We start from the raw sequence: 16,353 nt of genomic DNA, 5'->3' as shown, positions 1-16,353 counted from the left end.
ATTCTAGGCCGCGGCGCGCCGGGGTCTGCTATCAGGTGAACGAGAAGTGACGCACGGCAAATCCGCCACACACGGCCGTCCAGAGGACCAGGGACAGCGCGGCCAGGGCGGGGACGCCGCCGGCGAGCGCCGTGCCCAGCGCGGAGGTCAGCGCGTAGGAGGGGACGACGACGAGGAGGTCGGCCACCGCGGAGGGGAGGTCGACCACCCCGATCGCGAGTCCGGCGCCCCCGATGAGGACGAACCAGATGAGGTTGGCCAGGGCCAGGACGATCTCCGCACGCAGGGTGCCCCCGAGTAGGAGCCCCACGGCGGAGAACGCCACCGATCCCAGGGCGATCACGAGCGCCCCCAGCGCCAGCCCCGGGAGCTCGGGCCGCCATCCCAGCAGCGCCGCGATGACGCCGAGGACGACCGCCTGGCCGGCCACCAGCACGAGCGTCGCGAGGATCTTGCCGAGGATGATGACCGCCGGCGGCAGGGGGGTGCCCCCGAGACGTTTGAGGGCGCCGTACCGGCGGTCGAAGCCCACGGCGATCGCCTGGCCGGTGAAGGCTGTCCCCATGACGGAGATGGTCAGTACCGCGGTGATCGCGTGATCGACCCGCGGATCCGGTACCGCACCGAAGTCGATCGCGGTGAGGCCGAAGAGGATGGCGACGGGGATGACCAGGGCCACGAGGAGCTGTTCACCGTTGCGCAGGAACAGGGCCAGCTCCATACGGGTCTGGGCGGCGGTCATCCGGGCCGGGGACGCCGGCGCCGACGGGCGGGCGAAGGTGCCGGGGGCGAAGCGATTGCCGCCGGTCTGGGTGTGGGTCATCGCAGTTCCCGTCCGGTCAGGTCGAGGAAGACCTCCTCGAGACTCCTGGTGCGGGTGGCCAGGGAGGTGAGTTGGACGCCGGCCCGCTCGAGGGCTGCACACATGGCGGTCATGAGTTCGGGGGAGACCGGGCCATGGACCTCGAGGACGCCGGCGGCGGTCCCCGCCGCGACCGTGTGCTCCCCACCGAAAACGCCGGCGAGCAGCGACGGGGACACCTCGCCGTCGACGACGAGGGTGACGCCCTCCGCGGTCCCGGCGCGTTCGAGTTCGGCGGGCGTCCCGGAGGCGACGCGCCGGCCGTGGTCGACGATCACGACCTCGTCGGCGAGCGAGGCCGCCTCGTCCATGAGGTGGGTGGTGAGCAGCACCGCGGCGCCGTCGCGACGCAGCGCGTGAACGAGGTCCCACACGGCCCGGCGCGACTGGGCGTCGAGACCGGCGGTCGGCTCGTCGAGGAAGACCAGCTCCGGCCGGCCGATGACCGCGATCGCCAGGGACAGCCGCTGCTGTTGGCCGCCGGACAGGCGCCGGTACGGGGTCCGGACGTGCTCGGTGAGTCCGAGTTCCCCCAGCAACCAGTCCGGATCGAGGGGATCGGCGTAGTAGGACGCCACCAGCCGGAGCATCTCGCCCACCCTGGCGGCGGGGTAGGAGCCGCCGCCCTGGAGCATCATCCCGATGCGGCTGCGGACCCGCTGACGATCGATGACCGGGTCCAGGCCCAGCACCCGCACGGTGCCCGCGTCGGGACGGGAGAATCCCTCGCAGATCTCGACCGTGGTGGTCTTGCCCGCCCCGTTGGGCCCCAGAAGTGCCATGACCTGCCCGCGCTCGAGTCGCAGGTCCAGGCCGGCGACGGCGGTGGTCGCCCCGAACCTCTTGACGAGCCCCTCGACGTGCAGCGCGGGCGTATCCGTCGGAGAGGTCACGGGATCCGAGTGTAGGCCGGTCCGGCTAGCGGAAGCGCAACAGCCCCGGCCACCGGAACAGTGCGACCAGCAGGACGGCGACCACCGCCACGGTCGCCGCCCAGGCCTGGACGGTCACGAACGGGGGCAGTCCCGCACCCGGCGGAAGGGTGAAGCAGGCCAGCACCGCGCTCACGGCCACCACCGGGAGGCGGAATTCCACCCGTGAGGCCCACGCGGCCAACGGGACCAGCGCCCACAGGACGTACCAGGGCTGCACGACGGGGAAACACAGGACGATCGCGGCCATGGACACCCCCAGCCCGCCGACCGGGTTGATCCGACCCGCCTGGACCGCGAACAGCATGCGGACGGTGAACGCGCCGGCCGCGACCAGCGCGGTGGTCTGCACCATGACGAGGATCTGTTCGGTGTGGTCCCCGAGCCCGAGATACTGTCCGATCCCGCCGACGATCACACCGAGCGCGGTGGGCGGAGAGAGCCAGCTGCGCAGCGAGGTGGCCGCCCCGAGCTTGGTGATCCAGCCGAGGCCGGACGAGGTGACAACCATCGCCACCCCGGTGGTCACCCCGCTCACCGCCACCATGACCGACGCCGCGCGCAGGGTGGCGGACCAGCTCGCACCCCACCGGCGCGCCAGGGCCATGCCGATGAACCCCAACGCCACCACGGTGGGGAGTTTGACCAAGGCCGAGCCGGTGACCAGGACGGTGCCCAGGATGAACAGCGAGGTGGTGCGCCACCCGGATCCGGGGGCGTCCACCGCGCGGAGCGCCAGCACCAGTCCGACCGCCAGCAGGCCCATCATCAGCGCCTCGGAGTGGATGCCGGAGACGAGGTGGAACAGGACCAGGGGGTTGGCCACGGCCAGCCAGAGGGCGGCGACGTCGGACACGCCGCAGTACTCGGCGAGCCGTGGGACGGCCCAGCCCAGCATGAGGATCCCGATCACGGCCACGACCCGGTGCAGGATGGTCCCGGCCACCACGTCGTCGCCGGTGAGCCCGTGGATGACCTTCTGCACCCCCAGGAACAACGGTCCGTACTGGTTGGGCGTATCGCGCCAGATGTCCGGGACGTTGATGGTGAGCGCGTGGGAGGTCCCCAGTGCAGGGACCGGTCCGAGTTCATAGGGATCGTCGAGCTCGTTGCCGATCGCTCCCTGTGCCAGGTAGCTGTAGACGTCCCGGCTGAACATCGGCGGAGCCAGCGCGAGGGGGAGCGCCCACGACGCGATCACCCGGTCGAGCGTCGCGCGGTCGATCCGACCACTGATCCGGCCCCGCCGATCCCGACCGAGCACGTACGGGGCCAGCAGCAGCCAACACAGGGTCACCGTGACCATCCCCGCCATGACGACCGTCATCGAGGACTGCTGCAGGCGCAGCCACAGGCCGAACAGTCGCTCGCCGGCGATCGGGTTCTGCAGGACGGGCAACGCGCCGGCCCCGAGCGCCCCGATCGCCATCGCCACGGCGGCGGTGGTGCCGATCAGACGGATGCGGCGCAGGCGGGCCATCTCCGCGGACAACGGGGACCCGGTGGACAGTTCCTGCGCGTGGAGGCGGGAGGTGACCGACCCGGCACCACGCCTGGGGTAATCGCGTGCCACAGTCCCGACCCTTCCTCCACCGCCGCTGTCGTCGCACACCTCACCCCGGCGGCGCGCCCGGGGGTGGGGGGAATATTTCCGAAACAGAAGTGTTGCGTAATATCAGGAGGTGCGTCCCGACCGGGCGCACCGAGCATAACCGGAAGGGAGTGGCGTATGAGCGTGCAGCACGTGTTCGAGAGCAGCACGCGGCCCGACACCCGCTCGTCGATCCGGGAACTCCTGTTGGAGCGCGGAGCACTCACCGCCGTCGAGATCGGACACGAGCTGGGGCTCACCGCCGCCGGTGTCCGGCGACACCTGGACCATCTGGTCGAGGCCGGCGAGGTGGAGGCCGTGCGTTCGCGGCCGGCGGGAACCCGCGGTCGCCCGGCCAAGGCGTTCCAGATGACCGTCTCCGGTCGCAGCACCGCCCGCCACGGGTACGACCACCTGGCGGTCGAGGCGCTGACCGCCCTGCGTCGAATCGGCGGCACGGCCGCGGTCACGGAGTTCGCCCGCGAGCGGGTGCGCTCGGTGATCGGTCACGTCCGTCCGGCCGAGGGCCCGCACGACGTCGAGCGCGCCGCCACGGACATCGCCACCGCGCTGTCCGGCGCCGGGTACGCGTCCTCCGTGGAGGAGGCCGGCAGCGGCCTGCAGATCTGCCAGCACCACTGCCCGGTGTGGAACGTCGCCTCCCGGTTCCCCGAACTGTGCGCTGCCGAGCAGGAGGTGGTGTCCGAGATAGTGGGCACCCACGTCCAGCGGCTCGCCACCATCGCGGGCGGCAACTGCGCCTGCACCACCAACATCCCGACCGGGACCGTGACCGTGAGTGACCTCGCGGCCACGATCCCTGCACCGGCCGACGCGTCCGCGTCGGCACCGACCGCCGAAAGGACAGTGCGATGACCATCACCCCCGATCAGGTGACGGCCGACGTCACGGAGCCGACCACCGATGAGGAACGAATCGCCTCCATCGGCCAGTACAACTACGGCTGGCACGACTCGGACGACGCCGGTGCCACCGCGCAGCGCGGCCTGTCCGAGGCGGTCGTGCGTGACATCTCCGCCAAGAAGAGCGAATCCGACTGGATGCTCTCCAAGCGGCTCAAGGCCCTGAAGATCTTCGACAAGAAGCCGATGCCCACCTGGGGTTCGGATCTGTCCGGTATCGAGTTCGACAACATCAAGTACTTCGTCCGTTCCACGGAGAAGCAGGCCACCAGCTGGGAGGACCTGCCCGAGGACATCAAGAACACCTACGACAAGCTCGGCATCCCCGAGGCGGAGAAGCAGCGGCTCGTGGCCGGCGTCGCCGCGCAGTACGAGTCCGAGGTGGTCTACCACCAGATCCGTGAGGACCTGGAGAGCCAGGGTGTCATCTTCATGGACACCGACACGGCGCTCAAGGAGCATCCCGAGTACTTCGAGGAGTACTTCGGCTCGGTCATCCCCTCCGGTGACAACAAGTTCTCCGCCCTCAACACGGCCGTCTGGTCCGGTGGCTCGTTCATCTACGTCCCGCCGGGCGTGCAGGTGGACATCCCGCTGCAGGCGTACTTCCGGATCAACACCGAGAACATGGGCCAGTTCGAGCGGACGCTGATCATCGTCGACGAGGGCGCCTACGTCCACTACGTCGAGGGCTGCACCGCGCCGATCTACAAGTCGGATTCCCTGCACTCGGCGGTCGTCGAGATCGTCGTCAAGAAGGGCGGCCGGTGCCGCTACACGACCATCCAGAACTGGTCGAACAACGTCTACAACCTCGTCACCAAGCGTGCCCGTGCCGAAGAGGGCGCCACCATGGAGTGGATCGACGGCAACATCGGCTCCAAGGTGACGATGAAGTACCCGGCGGTCTGGCTGACCGGTGAGCACGCCAAGGGCGAGGTCCTCTCCGTGGCGTTCGCCGGTGAGGGCCAGCACCAGGACACCGGTTCCAAGATGCTGCACCTGGCGCCCAACACGTCCTCGAACATCGTCTCCAAGTCGGTGGCTCGTGGCGGCGGGCGGTCCGCCTACCGCGGCCTGGTCCAGATCAACGCCGGTGCGAAGGGCTCGAAGTCCAACGTCGAGTGCGACGCGTTGCTGGTCGACAACATCAGCCGGTCCGACACCTACCCCTACATCGACATCCGAGAGGATGACGTCACGCTGGGGCACGAGGCCACGGTCTCGAAGGTGAGCCAGGACCAGCTGTTCTACCTCATGAGCCGCGGCCTGGCCGAGGACGAGGCGATGGCCATGATCGTGCGTGGTTTCGTCGAGCCGATCGCCAAGGAACTCCCGATGGAGTACGCACTCGAGCTCAACCGCCTGATCGAACTGCAGATGGAAGGATCGGTGGGCTGACCACCATGACCGACACCACCACACCCGAGACCGGGTCCACCCCGGCACCCCTGACGGACCGCTACGGCGTCCCCGTCGACGCCACCAAGGGCGACCAGTTCTCGTCGTTCGACGTGGGCGCCTTCGAGGTACCCAGCCACAAGGACGAGATCTGGCGGTTCACCCCGCTGCGTCGTCTGCGCGGTATCCACGACGGCTCCAACATCACTGCGACCGGTCGCCTGCTGGCGTCCGTCGCCGAGCACGACGGTCTGACCGTCGAGACGGTCGCCATGGACGACAAGCGCGTCGGCGAGGCCGGGGCCCCCCGCGACCGCGTCGCCGCGCAGGCGTTCAGCTCCGCCGCCGAGGCCACCGTCATCACGGTCGCCAAGGAGACCGTGATCGACGAGCCCGTCTACGTCACCGTCGACGGCCCGGGCGAGGGCGAACTGGCCTACGGCCACACCCAGGTCCGGCTCGAGGCGTTCGCCAACGCCACGTTCGTCGTGGACCAGCGCGGCGGCGGAACGATCGCCGAGAACGTCGAGTTCATCGTCGGCGACTCCGCCCACCTCGAGATCGTGCTCATCCAGGACTGGGACGACGACGCCCTGCACCTCGCGGGTCACCACCTGCAGGTCGGCCGCGACGCGACACTGACCTACACGACGGTGACGTTCGGTGGCGAACTCGTCCGCGTCTCCCCGTTCGCACGGTTCACCGCCCCCGGTGGCACGGTCACCCTCAACGGCCTGTACTACGCCGACGACGGGCAGCACCTCGAGCACCGTCTTCTCGTGGACCACTCGGAGCCCAACTGCACCTCGCGGATCCTCTACAAGGGCGCGCTGCAGGGCGACGCCAAGTCGAACCTGCCGGACGCACACACCGTCTGGATCGGTGACGTGCTGATCCGCGCCCGGGCCGTGGGCACCGACACCTACGAGATGAACCGCAACCTGGTGCTCACCGACGGTGCCCGCGCCGACTCGGTTCCGAACCTGGAGATCGAGACCGGCGAGATCGCCGGTGCGGGCCACGCCAGCGCCGTGGGACGGTTCGACGAGGAGCAGTTGTTCTACCTCATGTCCCGGGGCATTCCCGAGGACGTCGCACGGCGACTCGTGATCCGCGGGTTCTTCGGCGAGGTGATCAACCGCATCGGCGTGCCGGAGGTGCGCGAGCGGATCACCGAGGCCGTCGAGTCGGAGCTGGAGTCCTCCGGCATCTGACGAGCCCCGCCAGTACATCCCCCACGACTTCTCACACAGATTGCGAGCACTACCCATGACCACTCTCGAGATCAAGGGCCTCACGGCCCGCGTCGCCGCGACCGAGGACTCACCCGAGACCGTCGAGATCCTCAAGGGGGTCGACCTGACCATCGAGTCGGGACAGACCCACGCCATCATGGGGCCGAACGGCTCCGGCAAGTCCACCCTCGCCTACGTCATCGCCGGCCACCCCAAGTACGAGGTCACCGGCGGCACCGTGACGCTCGACGGCGAGGACGTCCTGTCGATGGAGGTCGACGAGCGGGCGCGCGCCGGCCTGTTCCTGGCCATGCAGTACCCCACCGAGATCCCCGGTGTCTCCACCGCGAACTTCCTGCGTTCCGCGGCCACCGCCGTCCGCGGTGAGGCACCCAAGCTCCGTCACTGGGTCAAGGAGGTCAAGGAGGCCATGTCCGACCTCGACTTCGACCCGGCGTTCTCCGAGCGCAGCGTCAACGAGGGATTCTCCGGCGGCGAGAAGAAGCGCCACGAGATCCTGCAGCTTGACCTGCTCAAGCCGAAGATCGCCGTGCTCGACGAGACCGACTCCGGCCTCGACGTGGACGCGCTGCGCGTGGTCTCCGAGGGTGTCAACCGCTACAAGGCGGAGGAGAACGGCGGCATCCTGCTGATCACGCACTACACCCGCATCCTGAAGTACATCACCCCCGACAAGGTCCACGTGTTCGTCGACGGCCGCGTCGCCGCCTCCGGTGGCGCAGAACTGGCCGACGAGCTCGAGGCGAACGGGTACGAGAAGTACCTGACGCCGGCGAACGCCTGACCGGACAGCTGGGAGAACATGACCTCGACCCTCGATCTCACCGCCGTGCGCTCGGATTTCCCGATCCTGCAGCGCACGGTCCGTGACGGAAAGCCCCTGGTCTACCTCGACTCCGGGGCGACCTCGCAGCGCCCGACACAGGTGTTGGACGCCGAGCGGGACTTCCTGCTGCACTCCAACGCGGCCGTCCACCGCGGTGCGCACCAACTCGCCGAGGAGGCGACGGACGCCTACGAGGGCGCCCGTGCCGACATCGCGCGGTTCGTGGGTGCCGACGTCGACGAGCTGGTCTTCACCAAGAACGCCACCGAGGCGCTCAACCTCGTGGCCTTCGCCCTGGGTGACCAGCGCTTCGGCGAGTACGCGGTGGGCCCCGGGGACGAGGTCGTCATCAGCGAGCTCGAGCACCACGCGAACCTGGTGCCGTGGCAGGAGCTGTGCCGACGCACCGGCGCCACGCTGCGCTGGTACGGCGTGACCGACGACGGTCGGATCGACCTCGACTCGCTCGTGCTCACCGACGCGGTCAAGGTCGTCGCCCTGACCCACCAGTCCAACGTCACCGGCGCGGTGACGGACGTCGCCCGCGTGGTGGAGTCCGCCCGGGCCGTCGGCGCGCTCGTCGTGCTGGACGCCTGCCAGTCGGTGCCGCACATGGCGGTGGACTTCCACGCCCTCGGCGTCGACTTCGCGGCGTTCTCCGGCCACAAGATGCTCGGGCCCACGGGCATCGGTGTCCTCTACGGCCGGCGCGAGTTGCTGCGGGCCATGCCACCGGTCCTCACCGGCGGGTCGATGATCTCCACCGTCACCATGGAGGAGACGACCTACGCAGACCCGCCCCAGCGATTCGAGGCCGGGGTGCCCATGGTGTCCCAGGCGGTCGGGCTCGCCGCGGCGGTGCGCTACCTCGAACAGGTCGGGATGGAGACCATCGCCCGCCACGAGGAGTCCCTCACCGTGGCCGCGCTCGACGCCCTCGGCCAGATCCCGGGGATCCGGATCGTCGGCCCGACGGACATGATCTCGCGCGGCGGCGCCGTCTCCTTCGTCGTGGACGGAATCCACGCCCACGACGTGAGCCAGGTGCTCGACGACGACGGTGTGGCCGTCAGAGTGGGGCACCACTGCGCATGGCCGCTGCACCGGCGTCTCGGCGTGCAGTCCACCGTGCGGGCCTCGTTCGCGCTGTACAACACCCTCGACGAGGTCGAGGCGCTCGCGAGGTCCCTGCGCCGGGCCCAGCAGTTCTTCGGAGTGGAAGGGGCGCTCACGTGAAACTCGAGCAGATGTACCAGGAGGTCATCCTCGACCACTACCGCCGTCCGCAGCACAGCGGACTGCGGGAGCCCTTCGGCGCCGAGGTGCACCACGTCAATCCCACCTGTGGCGACGAGCTGACACTGCGGTTGCAGTTGTCCGACGATCTCGCCACCGTGGAGGACGTGTCCTACGACGCGCAGGGATGTTCCATCAGCCAGGCCTCGACCTCGATGATGGCCGAGCTACTGGTCGGCCGTCCCGTGACGGAGTCGCTGGAGGTGGTCGACGCCTTCCAGGCGATGATCTCCTCCCGCGGACAGGACGAGGGCGACGAGGAGATCCTCGACGACGCCGTGGCGCTGGCCGGGGTGTCGAGGTACCCCGCGCGCGTCAAGTGCGCACTGCTGGGCTGGATGGCGTTCAAGGACGCCCTCGGCCGACAGACCGAACACCATCAGGAGTGAGTGACATGACCGAGCAGATGACCCCTGCCAACGATCCGTCGGTCGACGAGTCCGCGTCGACCGAGGAGAACGCCACCCCGGCCGGAACCGTCTACAACGGCGAGTTCCGCCCCGACCCCAACCGGCCGGAGCAGTCCGAGGAGGACCTGGCCCTCGTCGCCGACCTCGAGGAGGCCATGCGCGACGTGGTCGACCCCGAGCTCGGGATCAACGTGGTCGACCTCGGACTGGTCTACGACATCTGGGTTCGCCCGGGTGAGACCGAGGGCTCGACGATCGCCCGCGTCGACATGACGCTGACCTCCGCGGCCTGCCCCCTGACGGACGTCATCGAGGATCAGGCCCGCAGCGCGACGATCGGCGCCGATCTCGTCAACGACCTCGAGCTCAACTGGGTCTGGATGCCGCCGTGGGGACCGCAGATGATCACCGACGACGGCCGCGAGCAGCTCCGCGCCATCGGCTTCACGGTGTAGCCGCGCCCCGGTCACGCGACAGAGCGCCCGCCCCCTCTCGATGAGGGCGGGCGCTCTTCGTGTCCGGGTCGTTCTTCCGGCCGGGGGCCAGACGACCTGATTGGCTGTTCCGTTCACCGGCCGTTTACGCTGAATACATGTCTCGCCCCGCTGACCGACCGTCAGACCGTCCGGTCGGCGGACCCTCCGGTGGCCCGATCGACACCCCGTCGGATGAGGACCGCGGCGCGGCGGACGCCGCGGCCGGTTCTCAGGACCGGGCCCGGGCCCGGGCCCGGACGATGAGTCTCACCAAGGCGACCGCGTGGGTGGTGCTGCCCCCGTCGATCCTGCTCGCGCCGCTGTCCGGCTTCCTGCTCCTCATGGTCCACCGCACGGGCAGCGACCAGCCCTGGCACACCTGGAACCTCCTGTGGACGGCCTTCGACATCGGCGCCGAGGGCAACATCGCGGTGTGGTTCGCCTCGACGATCTGGCTCCTCGTCGGTATCTTCGCCGCCCTCGCCGCTCTCACCGCCGACAGGTTCCGGAAGTCGTGGTGGCTCTTCGCCGCGGTCGGCGTCACCGCCTCGGTGGACGAGGCCTCCGCCCTGCACGAGCGATTGTTCGTGGTGGGGGACAGGATGGCCCCGTACCTGCCGTTCGACACCTTCTACAACTGGGTGATCCCCGGCGCGATCATCGCGCTGATCGTCGGCGCACTACTCATCCGCCTCGTGCTGGCCCTGAAGCGCCGCGTCTCTCTCACCCTGCTCCTGGCGGCCGTCGTCTTCCTGACCGGCGCGATCGTCATCGAGAGCCTGACCGGTCTCGTCCACCGCGCAGACGCGGGCATGTCGACGGCCTATCTCGTCCTGATGTACATCGAGGAGACCTTCGAACTCGTGGCCGTGGCCGTCGCGGCCGTGGCGCTGTCCACCATGTTCCGCCTCTCGCGGCGTCCGGGCGGCCTGTCACTCACCTTCGACGGGTACCGTCCGCGTTCCGGCTGAGGTGATCGGTACACCCCCGCCCGACGTACGAGTCGACGGGCGCAGCACCGCCGCGACCATCCCGGCCTTGTTCCGGGCGGGCATGGAGAACCACATGCCCCACATGGCGGCGGCCACCTGGTAGGAGGGGCTGGCGGCGTCGAGGAACCAGCGCTGACGGCGACCGTCGAGTCGACCGAAGGCGTTGAACAGCGCCCGCAGGGTCCCGTCATCGGCCCGCAGGAGGACACGCAGTCCGACACCGTGGAGGGCCGTGCTCAGCGGCGACCGGGGGGCCGGCAGCGGGTATCCCGCCTCGATCGCGTGCACCGCCGCCGGCACCGCCGCCAACATCGCCGCCACCGAGTATCCCGTTGCCGCGTGCCCGTGGCCACCGGCGGTGCCGAACGCCTCGACCCGCGGGTCCTCCGTTAGCCCGGGGCGGGGCAGGAGCGGGATCCGTACGCGCTCGACGGACAGCGGCGACGCGATCGCCGCGGGGGAGACCCCCCGGCCCGCCAGTCTCGAGCGGAGCCGGCTCGCCAGGACGGCGGGAACCGGAGCGGGCAGGCCCGCCAGACACGTCTCCTCCAGAAGGACCCGGTCCGGCCCCACGGGGATCGCGTACAGGAAGCTGGGCCCGACCTCGTCGTCGTCGCTGTTGTCGTCGTGGCTGTTGTCGTCGTCGTGGTCGTCGGCGTTCCGGCCGCGGAGATAGTCGGTACGCCAGTCCATGAACAGGGCGTTCTCCCCGCCCAGCGCCGGCGCCGCGTCGGCCGCGTCCACGACGATCCCGTAGGCGGTCTGGAGGGGCCCCCGGTTGAGCCGGCCGCCGGCGCCGCGGCAGTCCACCACGCGGTGCGCGCGGGCGGTGAGGGCCCGGACCCCGGTGTCGTCGACCTCCGCGAGTTCGACGGTGACGCCGGGGCCGAGCGGAAGCGCGCGGCGCAGGGCCTCGTTGTCCAGCACGGCGTACTCACGGTGCAGCACGGCTCTGTCGGGCGCGTACAGGGCGGCGGCCGGCACGGTGTGGGCGAGCACGTCCACCCCGCACGCCTCGGGCCGGAGCCACATCGGGACCTGGTCGGCCCACACCGAGAGCGTCTGGCGCCACGGTGCGTCCGGGCGCGGGTCCAGCGCCAACACGGTGAGACCGGATGCGGCACAGCGGGAGGCGAGCGCGCGGCCGGCGGGACCGAGCCCGACGACAGCGACGTCGTACAGACCGCCACCCGTAGCATTCATCAGGATCGACACTACCGCCCGCACGAGAGGGGACCCATGTCCGACGCGTTCTACCAGCAGGTCGACGAGGCCCGCTTCGAGTCCACGGCGCTCACCGCCGGGCCGTGGTCCGCCGAGGCCCAGCACGCCGGCCCGCCGAGTGCGCTACTGGTGCGGGCCATGGAGCGGGCCGGCTCCGGCTCCGGCTCCGGCTCCGACATGAGACTGGCGAGGGTGTCCGTCGACGTCCTGGGCCCCGTGCCGGTGGCGCCCCTGGACATCGAGGTGCGCACGATCCGCCCCGGGCGCAGCGTGGAGCTGCTCGAGGCGACCGCGTCCGTGGGCGGCCGGTCGACGTTGGTCGCGCGCGGCTGGCTGATGCGGCGCACGCCCGAGGACTATCCCGTGGTGGGCGATCATGCGGCGCCGCCAGTGCCCGAGAGGCGCGAGCGCGATCCCATGATGAGTTTCGCCCACGCCGGCGGGTACCTCTCCGTGGTCGACTTCTCCTACGAATCCGGCGGCGGGGACGAACTGGGTCCGGCCCGGGCGTGGGGGCGGTCGCGGGTCGACCTGGTCGCCGGGGAGCGGATGACCGGGTGGCAGCACACCGTGGTGGTGGCCGACTCCGCGAGCGGCGTCTCCCTGGCCACCGACCCGGTCGACCACCCGACGATCAACTGCGACCTGGTGGTCTCCCTGCACCGCGAGCCCGCGCCCGGCTGGGTGCGCCTGGATTCGGAGACGATCGGCGGCCCCGGCCACGGGGTGCTCACCGACACCCTTCTCTCGGACGACCACGGCCCGATCGGCCGCAGCGTGCAGAACCTGTACGGGCGCAGCGGGGGTTGAAGGCGGGCCGGGCGGGGTGGCCAGGCTTTTGCAGCCGCCCCTCACGATGGCGCCTGGCCTGCCCCGATGCGCAGGCGAGACGCCATCGTGAGGGGCGAGGAGGGCTGTCGTGGACATCTGCAGAAGCGAGACGCCAGGGCCAGGAGCGGCTGCACACAGCGGACGGGCCGCGGCCAGCAGGACGCGACGCCGCCAAGGCGCCGACCTTATCCGACGTACGCCAATCAGGCCGCCCACAGGTCGCAGCGACCGACGCGCGGCAAGAGAATCCGCCGGAAGGCGAACTCGGCGCACGCTCTCTGGTCGCGGAGACCCACGTCACCGGACTCGTCGGCGCACTCGCGCCGCAGGTAGAGTGGCAGGTCGGCCCGGACTCGCCAGCGGGCGGGCCGCCGACTCTTCCCCGAACGCTACAGCGAGGTACCCGCGCACGTGATCACCATCGACGACCTTGAGGTGCGCGCCGGCGTGCGCACCCTGCTCCACATGGACGGGTCCTCGCTGCGGGTCCAGCCCGGCGACCGGATCGGCCTGGTGGGACGGAACGGCGCGGGTAAGACGACGACGATGAGGATCCTCGCCGGCGAAGGTGAACCCTACGCCGGGAAGGTCGTCCGGACCGGTGACCTGGGATATCTGCCGCAGGACCCGCGTGAGGGCAACATGGACCAGCTCGCGCGCAGCCGGGTCCTCTCCGCCCGCGGGCTGGACGTGATCATGGCCGACATGACCGCCGCCCAGGAGCAGATGGTCTCCGCACCGGACGACAAGGCCATGGACAAGGCCGTGCGTAAGTACGGGCGCCTCGAGGACGAGTTCTCCGCCCGCGGCGGTTACGAGGCCGAGAGCGAGGCCGCACGCATCTGCAACAGCCTGGGGCTGGAGGACCGGATCCTCACCCAGAATCTGGGCACCTTGTCCGGCGGTCAGCGCCGCCGCGTGGAGTTGGCGCGGATCCTGTTCGCCGCCTCCGACGGTGCCGGCAAATCGCAGACCATGCTGCTGCTCGACGAGCCCACCAACCACCTCGACGCCGACTCCATCACCTGGCTGCGCCAGTTCCTCGAGAAGCACGAGGGCGGGCTGATCATCATCTCCCACGATGTCGAGCTGCTCGAGGCCGTGGTGAACAAGGTGTGGTTCCTCGACGCCGTGCGCGGGGAGATCGACGCCTACAACATGGGGTGGAAGAAGTACCTCGACGCCCGCGCCACGGACGAGGCCCGGCGCCGACGTGAGAAGGCGAATGCGGAGAAGAAGGCCTCGCAGCTCAAGATGCAGGCCGCCAAGCTGGGCGCCAAGGCCACCAAGGCGGCCGCCGCCAAGCAGATGATCCGGCGCGCTGAGGCCATGATCGACAACCTCGACGAGGTCCGCGTGGCCGACAAGGCCGCGCGGATCAAGTTCCCCACCCCGGCCGCGTGCGGCAAGACCCCGATGTTCGCCAAGGGCCTGACCAAGATGTACGGCTCCCTGGAGGTCTTCGCCGGGGTGGACCTGGCGATCGACAAGGGCAGCCGGGTGGTGGTGCTCGGGTACAACGGCGCCGGCAAGACCACCCTGCTCAAGCTCCTCGCGGGTGTCGAGCGCACCGACGGTGAGGGTGGCGTCGTCTCCGGCCACGGCCTGAAGGTGGGCTACTTCGCCCAGGAGCACGACACCCTCGATATGGACGCCAGCGTGTGGGACAACATCCGCCACGCCGCCCCCGACGCCGGGGAACAGGACCTGCGGAGCCTGCTGGGCGCGTTCATGTTCACCGGACCCCAGCTCGAGCAGCCCGCCGGCACCCTGTCCGGTGGTGAGCGCACGCGTCTGGCGCTGGCGGGACTGGTGTCCTCGGCGGCCAACGTGCTGCTGCTCGACGAGCCCACCAACAACCTCGACCCGATCTCGCGCGAGCAGGTCCTCGACGCCCTGCGCAGCTACGAGGGCGCGGTCGTCCTGGTCACCCACGACCCCGGCGCGGTGGAGGCCCTGGAGCCCGAGCGGGTCATCATCCTGCCCGACGGGACCGAAGACCTGTGGAGCCAGGAATACATGGAGATCGTCGAGCTGGCGTAATTCTGTATCTTGATGCGAATCCTGCGGAGTCTGGCGGTGTCTACATCTCGTGAGACTGTGCTATTCAGTAGGTTCCTTCCAGCGCGAGGTCGTCTTCGAGCAGCGCCCGCATGGCTTCGCCGTGCTCACGTATTTGAGCATCCTTCCACTCGCGATTCGACCGTTCAAGAAGAGCGCACATCGCCTCGAGTTTCGGACTCTGTCGGCGCGCGTCGGGATGGTAATCCGCCTTATCCGCAGGTGATCGGTTGCTGAATCTCGAGTTGGCGGAGACCGTGACCAGGGCAAGGTTTCCGAACAACTCTAAAGACGTCGCGTCGGACAGACCCACCAGGCGCTGATCGATGTCTTTCTCGGGGCGCTGGGGCCGGAAGTGCTCAACGGAGGTCCGATACCCGAATTGATAATCCGCGAAGAGCGTCGAGTGTTCTGGGCCTATCACCAGCAGGTAGTCGGTATAGGTGAATACGATGCGCGGCACCTTGGTCCCCGCGTCTAGCCCCGGCCAGCCCATCGCCTCTCGCACCTTGGAGCGTGCGTAGTTGGTGAGTGCCACCAGGTACAGCTCGGCGAAAGAGCGGTCGAAGGTTCCCTCAACCTTCTCTGGAAAGCTAGCGAGAGCAGTCCGCAACACCAAGGTGATCCAGTGCATTGTTCTGGGTCCGGTGTAGGTGACACGCAACATGGATTCGAGGAGGACTAGACGCCTCTGGAGGTCGGTTCGGTCCGTCGACCCGACCGACTCACGGTTGAAGGTGTCACGGTAGTAGCCAGAGGTCTTGTCCTCACTGGAACGGCGGAACGACATGAGCGACCAACCCCCGGAATCGTCCGACGGGTCTATCCGACCAGTGCCCTTTGTGGCGTCACGCTTGAGGACGAGTCGGTCGAAAAGGTACCTGCACTTGAGAAGGGTGTATGCGAACCTGCGGGACCATTCGCCGACGGAATCCGGTGGCAAGGTCTCGAGCACCTCGGTGAACCTGGCGACGAGCTTCCTGTCGTCCAAACGCTTGTCGTTCGGGTCATGATCGGACATCACCGTAAGCACGTGTAGGAGCAGTGACTCGAACGTGATCTGAGAACGGAATCTCTCCCCGTCGGACTTGGGCTCTTCTCCCTCATCCGCTCCAGCGCTCGCGTAGTAAGCCAATGCTTCGTTCAGACTCCGTCCCGGCACACGATGGTCGGTAGAGGGACCGACTGACGAATAATGAGTATCTGGCAACAGGTCGCGAAGTGAAACGAAGTCACGAGGCCTAAAAGAGGCTCTTCTGCTGCATCCGTGGG

General features: G+C 69.2%; 15 protein-coding genes. 10 read left to right on the top strand and 5 right to left on the bottom strand.

Features of this window, described 5'->3' with window-relative positions:
* Positions 1-31: 31 nt before the first annotated feature.
* The 3 genes from AYO52_RS09345 to mptB are packed head-to-tail and all read right to left on the bottom strand — an operon-like array spanning position 32 to position 3,367.
* The gene (locus tag AYO52_RS09345; protein WP_067716321.1) at positions 32-823 is read right to left on the bottom strand and encodes an ABC transporter permease; all 792 of its coding nucleotides are present in this window, start codon (positions 821-823) and stop codon (positions 32-34) included.
* Positions 820-1,755, bottom strand: coding sequence for an ABC transporter ATP-binding protein (locus AYO52_RS09340; protein WP_067716318.1), 936 nt, complete (start codon positions 1,753-1,755; stop codon positions 820-822). The genes AYO52_RS09345 and AYO52_RS09340 overlap by 4 nt, the downstream gene beginning before the upstream one ends.
* A gap of 25 nt (positions 1,756-1,780) precedes the next feature.
* A complete protein-coding gene (mptB, locus tag AYO52_RS09335) occupies positions 1,781-3,367 on the bottom strand; it encodes a polyprenol phosphomannose-dependent alpha 1,6 mannosyltransferase MptB (RefSeq protein WP_067716315.1) in 1,587 nt (528 codons plus the stop codon).
* A 156-nt stretch (positions 3,368-3,523) separates the two neighbouring features.
* Here mptB and AYO52_RS09330 point away from each other — a divergent pair, with 156 nt between their 5' ends.
* The 8 genes from AYO52_RS09330 to AYO52_RS09295 all read left to right on the top strand — a co-directional run bounded on the left by AYO52_RS09330 (position 3,524) and on the right by AYO52_RS09295 (position 10,944).
* Positions 3,524-4,261, top strand: a complete 738-nt coding sequence (locus AYO52_RS09330) for a metalloregulator ArsR/SmtB family transcription factor (protein ID WP_067716313.1) — start codon at positions 3,524-3,526, stop codon at positions 4,259-4,261.
* Positions 4,258-5,709 carry a Fe-S cluster assembly protein SufB gene (gene sufB, locus AYO52_RS09325; protein ID WP_067716310.1) on the top strand — a complete coding sequence of 484 codons (1,452 nt, stop codon included), beginning with the start codon at positions 4,258-4,260 and terminating at the stop codon, positions 5,707-5,709. The genes AYO52_RS09330 and sufB overlap by 4 nt, the downstream gene beginning before the upstream one ends.
* A 5-nt stretch (positions 5,710-5,714) precedes the next feature.
* Complete coding sequence (gene sufD, locus AYO52_RS09320; RefSeq protein ID WP_067716307.1) at positions 5,715-6,923, top strand: Fe-S cluster assembly protein SufD; 1,209 nt, start codon at positions 5,715-5,717, stop codon at positions 6,921-6,923.
* A gap of 55 nt (positions 6,924-6,978) precedes the next feature.
* A complete protein-coding gene (gene sufC / locus AYO52_RS09315) occupies positions 6,979-7,749 on the top strand; it encodes a Fe-S cluster assembly ATPase SufC (protein WP_067716304.1) in 771 nt (256 codons plus the stop codon).
* A gap of 18 nt (positions 7,750-7,767) precedes the next feature.
* Complete coding sequence (locus AYO52_RS09310; protein ID WP_067716302.1) at positions 7,768-9,027, top strand: cysteine desulfurase; 1,260 nt, start codon at positions 7,768-7,770, stop codon at positions 9,025-9,027.
* Complete coding sequence (gene sufU / locus AYO52_RS09305) at positions 9,024-9,476, top strand: Fe-S cluster assembly sulfur transfer protein SufU (protein WP_067716299.1); 453 nt, start codon at positions 9,024-9,026, stop codon at positions 9,474-9,476. Before AYO52_RS09310 ends, sufU begins: the two co-directional genes overlap by 4 nt.
* Positions 9,477-9,493: 17 nt before the next feature.
* Positions 9,494-9,952, top strand: a complete 459-nt coding sequence (locus tag AYO52_RS09300) for a metal-sulfur cluster assembly factor (protein WP_371517556.1) — start codon at positions 9,494-9,496, stop codon at positions 9,950-9,952.
* Between the two features lie 137 nt (positions 9,953-10,089).
* The gene (locus AYO52_RS09295) at positions 10,090-10,944 is read left to right on the top strand and encodes a hypothetical protein (RefSeq protein ID WP_241261157.1); all 855 of its coding nucleotides are present in this window, start codon (positions 10,090-10,092) and stop codon (positions 10,942-10,944) included.
* Here AYO52_RS09295 and AYO52_RS09290 read toward each other — a convergent pair.
* Positions 10,906-12,168 (bottom strand): lycopene cyclase family protein, encoded by a 1,263-nt coding sequence (locus tag AYO52_RS09290; RefSeq protein ID WP_082923911.1) that lies wholly within the window; start codon positions 12,166-12,168, stop codon positions 10,906-10,908. The genes AYO52_RS09295 and AYO52_RS09290 overlap by 39 nt on opposite strands.
* Positions 12,169-12,204: 36 nt before the next feature.
* On the opposite strand from AYO52_RS09290, the gene AYO52_RS09285 reads away from it, so the two are divergent.
* Both AYO52_RS09285 and AYO52_RS09280 read left to right on the top strand, forming a co-directional pair.
* The gene (locus AYO52_RS09285) at positions 12,205-12,999 is read left to right on the top strand and encodes a thioesterase family protein (protein ID WP_067716293.1); all 795 of its coding nucleotides are present in this window, start codon (positions 12,205-12,207) and stop codon (positions 12,997-12,999) included.
* 432 nt (positions 13,000-13,431) lie between these two features.
* On the top strand, positions 13,432-15,063 hold the full coding sequence (locus tag AYO52_RS09280; protein ID WP_067716291.1) for an ABC-F family ATP-binding cassette domain-containing protein: 1,632 nt from the start codon (positions 13,432-13,434) through the stop codon (positions 15,061-15,063).
* A gap of 64 nt (positions 15,064-15,127) precedes the next feature.
* On the opposite strand, the gene AYO52_RS09275 is transcribed toward AYO52_RS09280, so the two are convergent.
* On the bottom strand, positions 15,128-16,216 hold the full coding sequence (locus AYO52_RS09275; protein WP_067716288.1) for a DUF1524 domain-containing protein: 1,089 nt from the start codon (positions 16,214-16,216) through the stop codon (positions 15,128-15,130).
* Positions 16,217-16,353: the final 137 nt, after the last annotated feature.

This window comes from Dietzia sp. 111N12-1 (genome assembly GCF_001658045.1).
GTDB classification, from domain to species: Bacteria; Actinomycetota; Actinomycetes; order Mycobacteriales; family Mycobacteriaceae; genus Dietzia; species Dietzia kunjamensis.
Note: the sequence above shows the minus strand (reverse complement) of the source record. Positions and strands in the feature narration are given on the sequence as shown.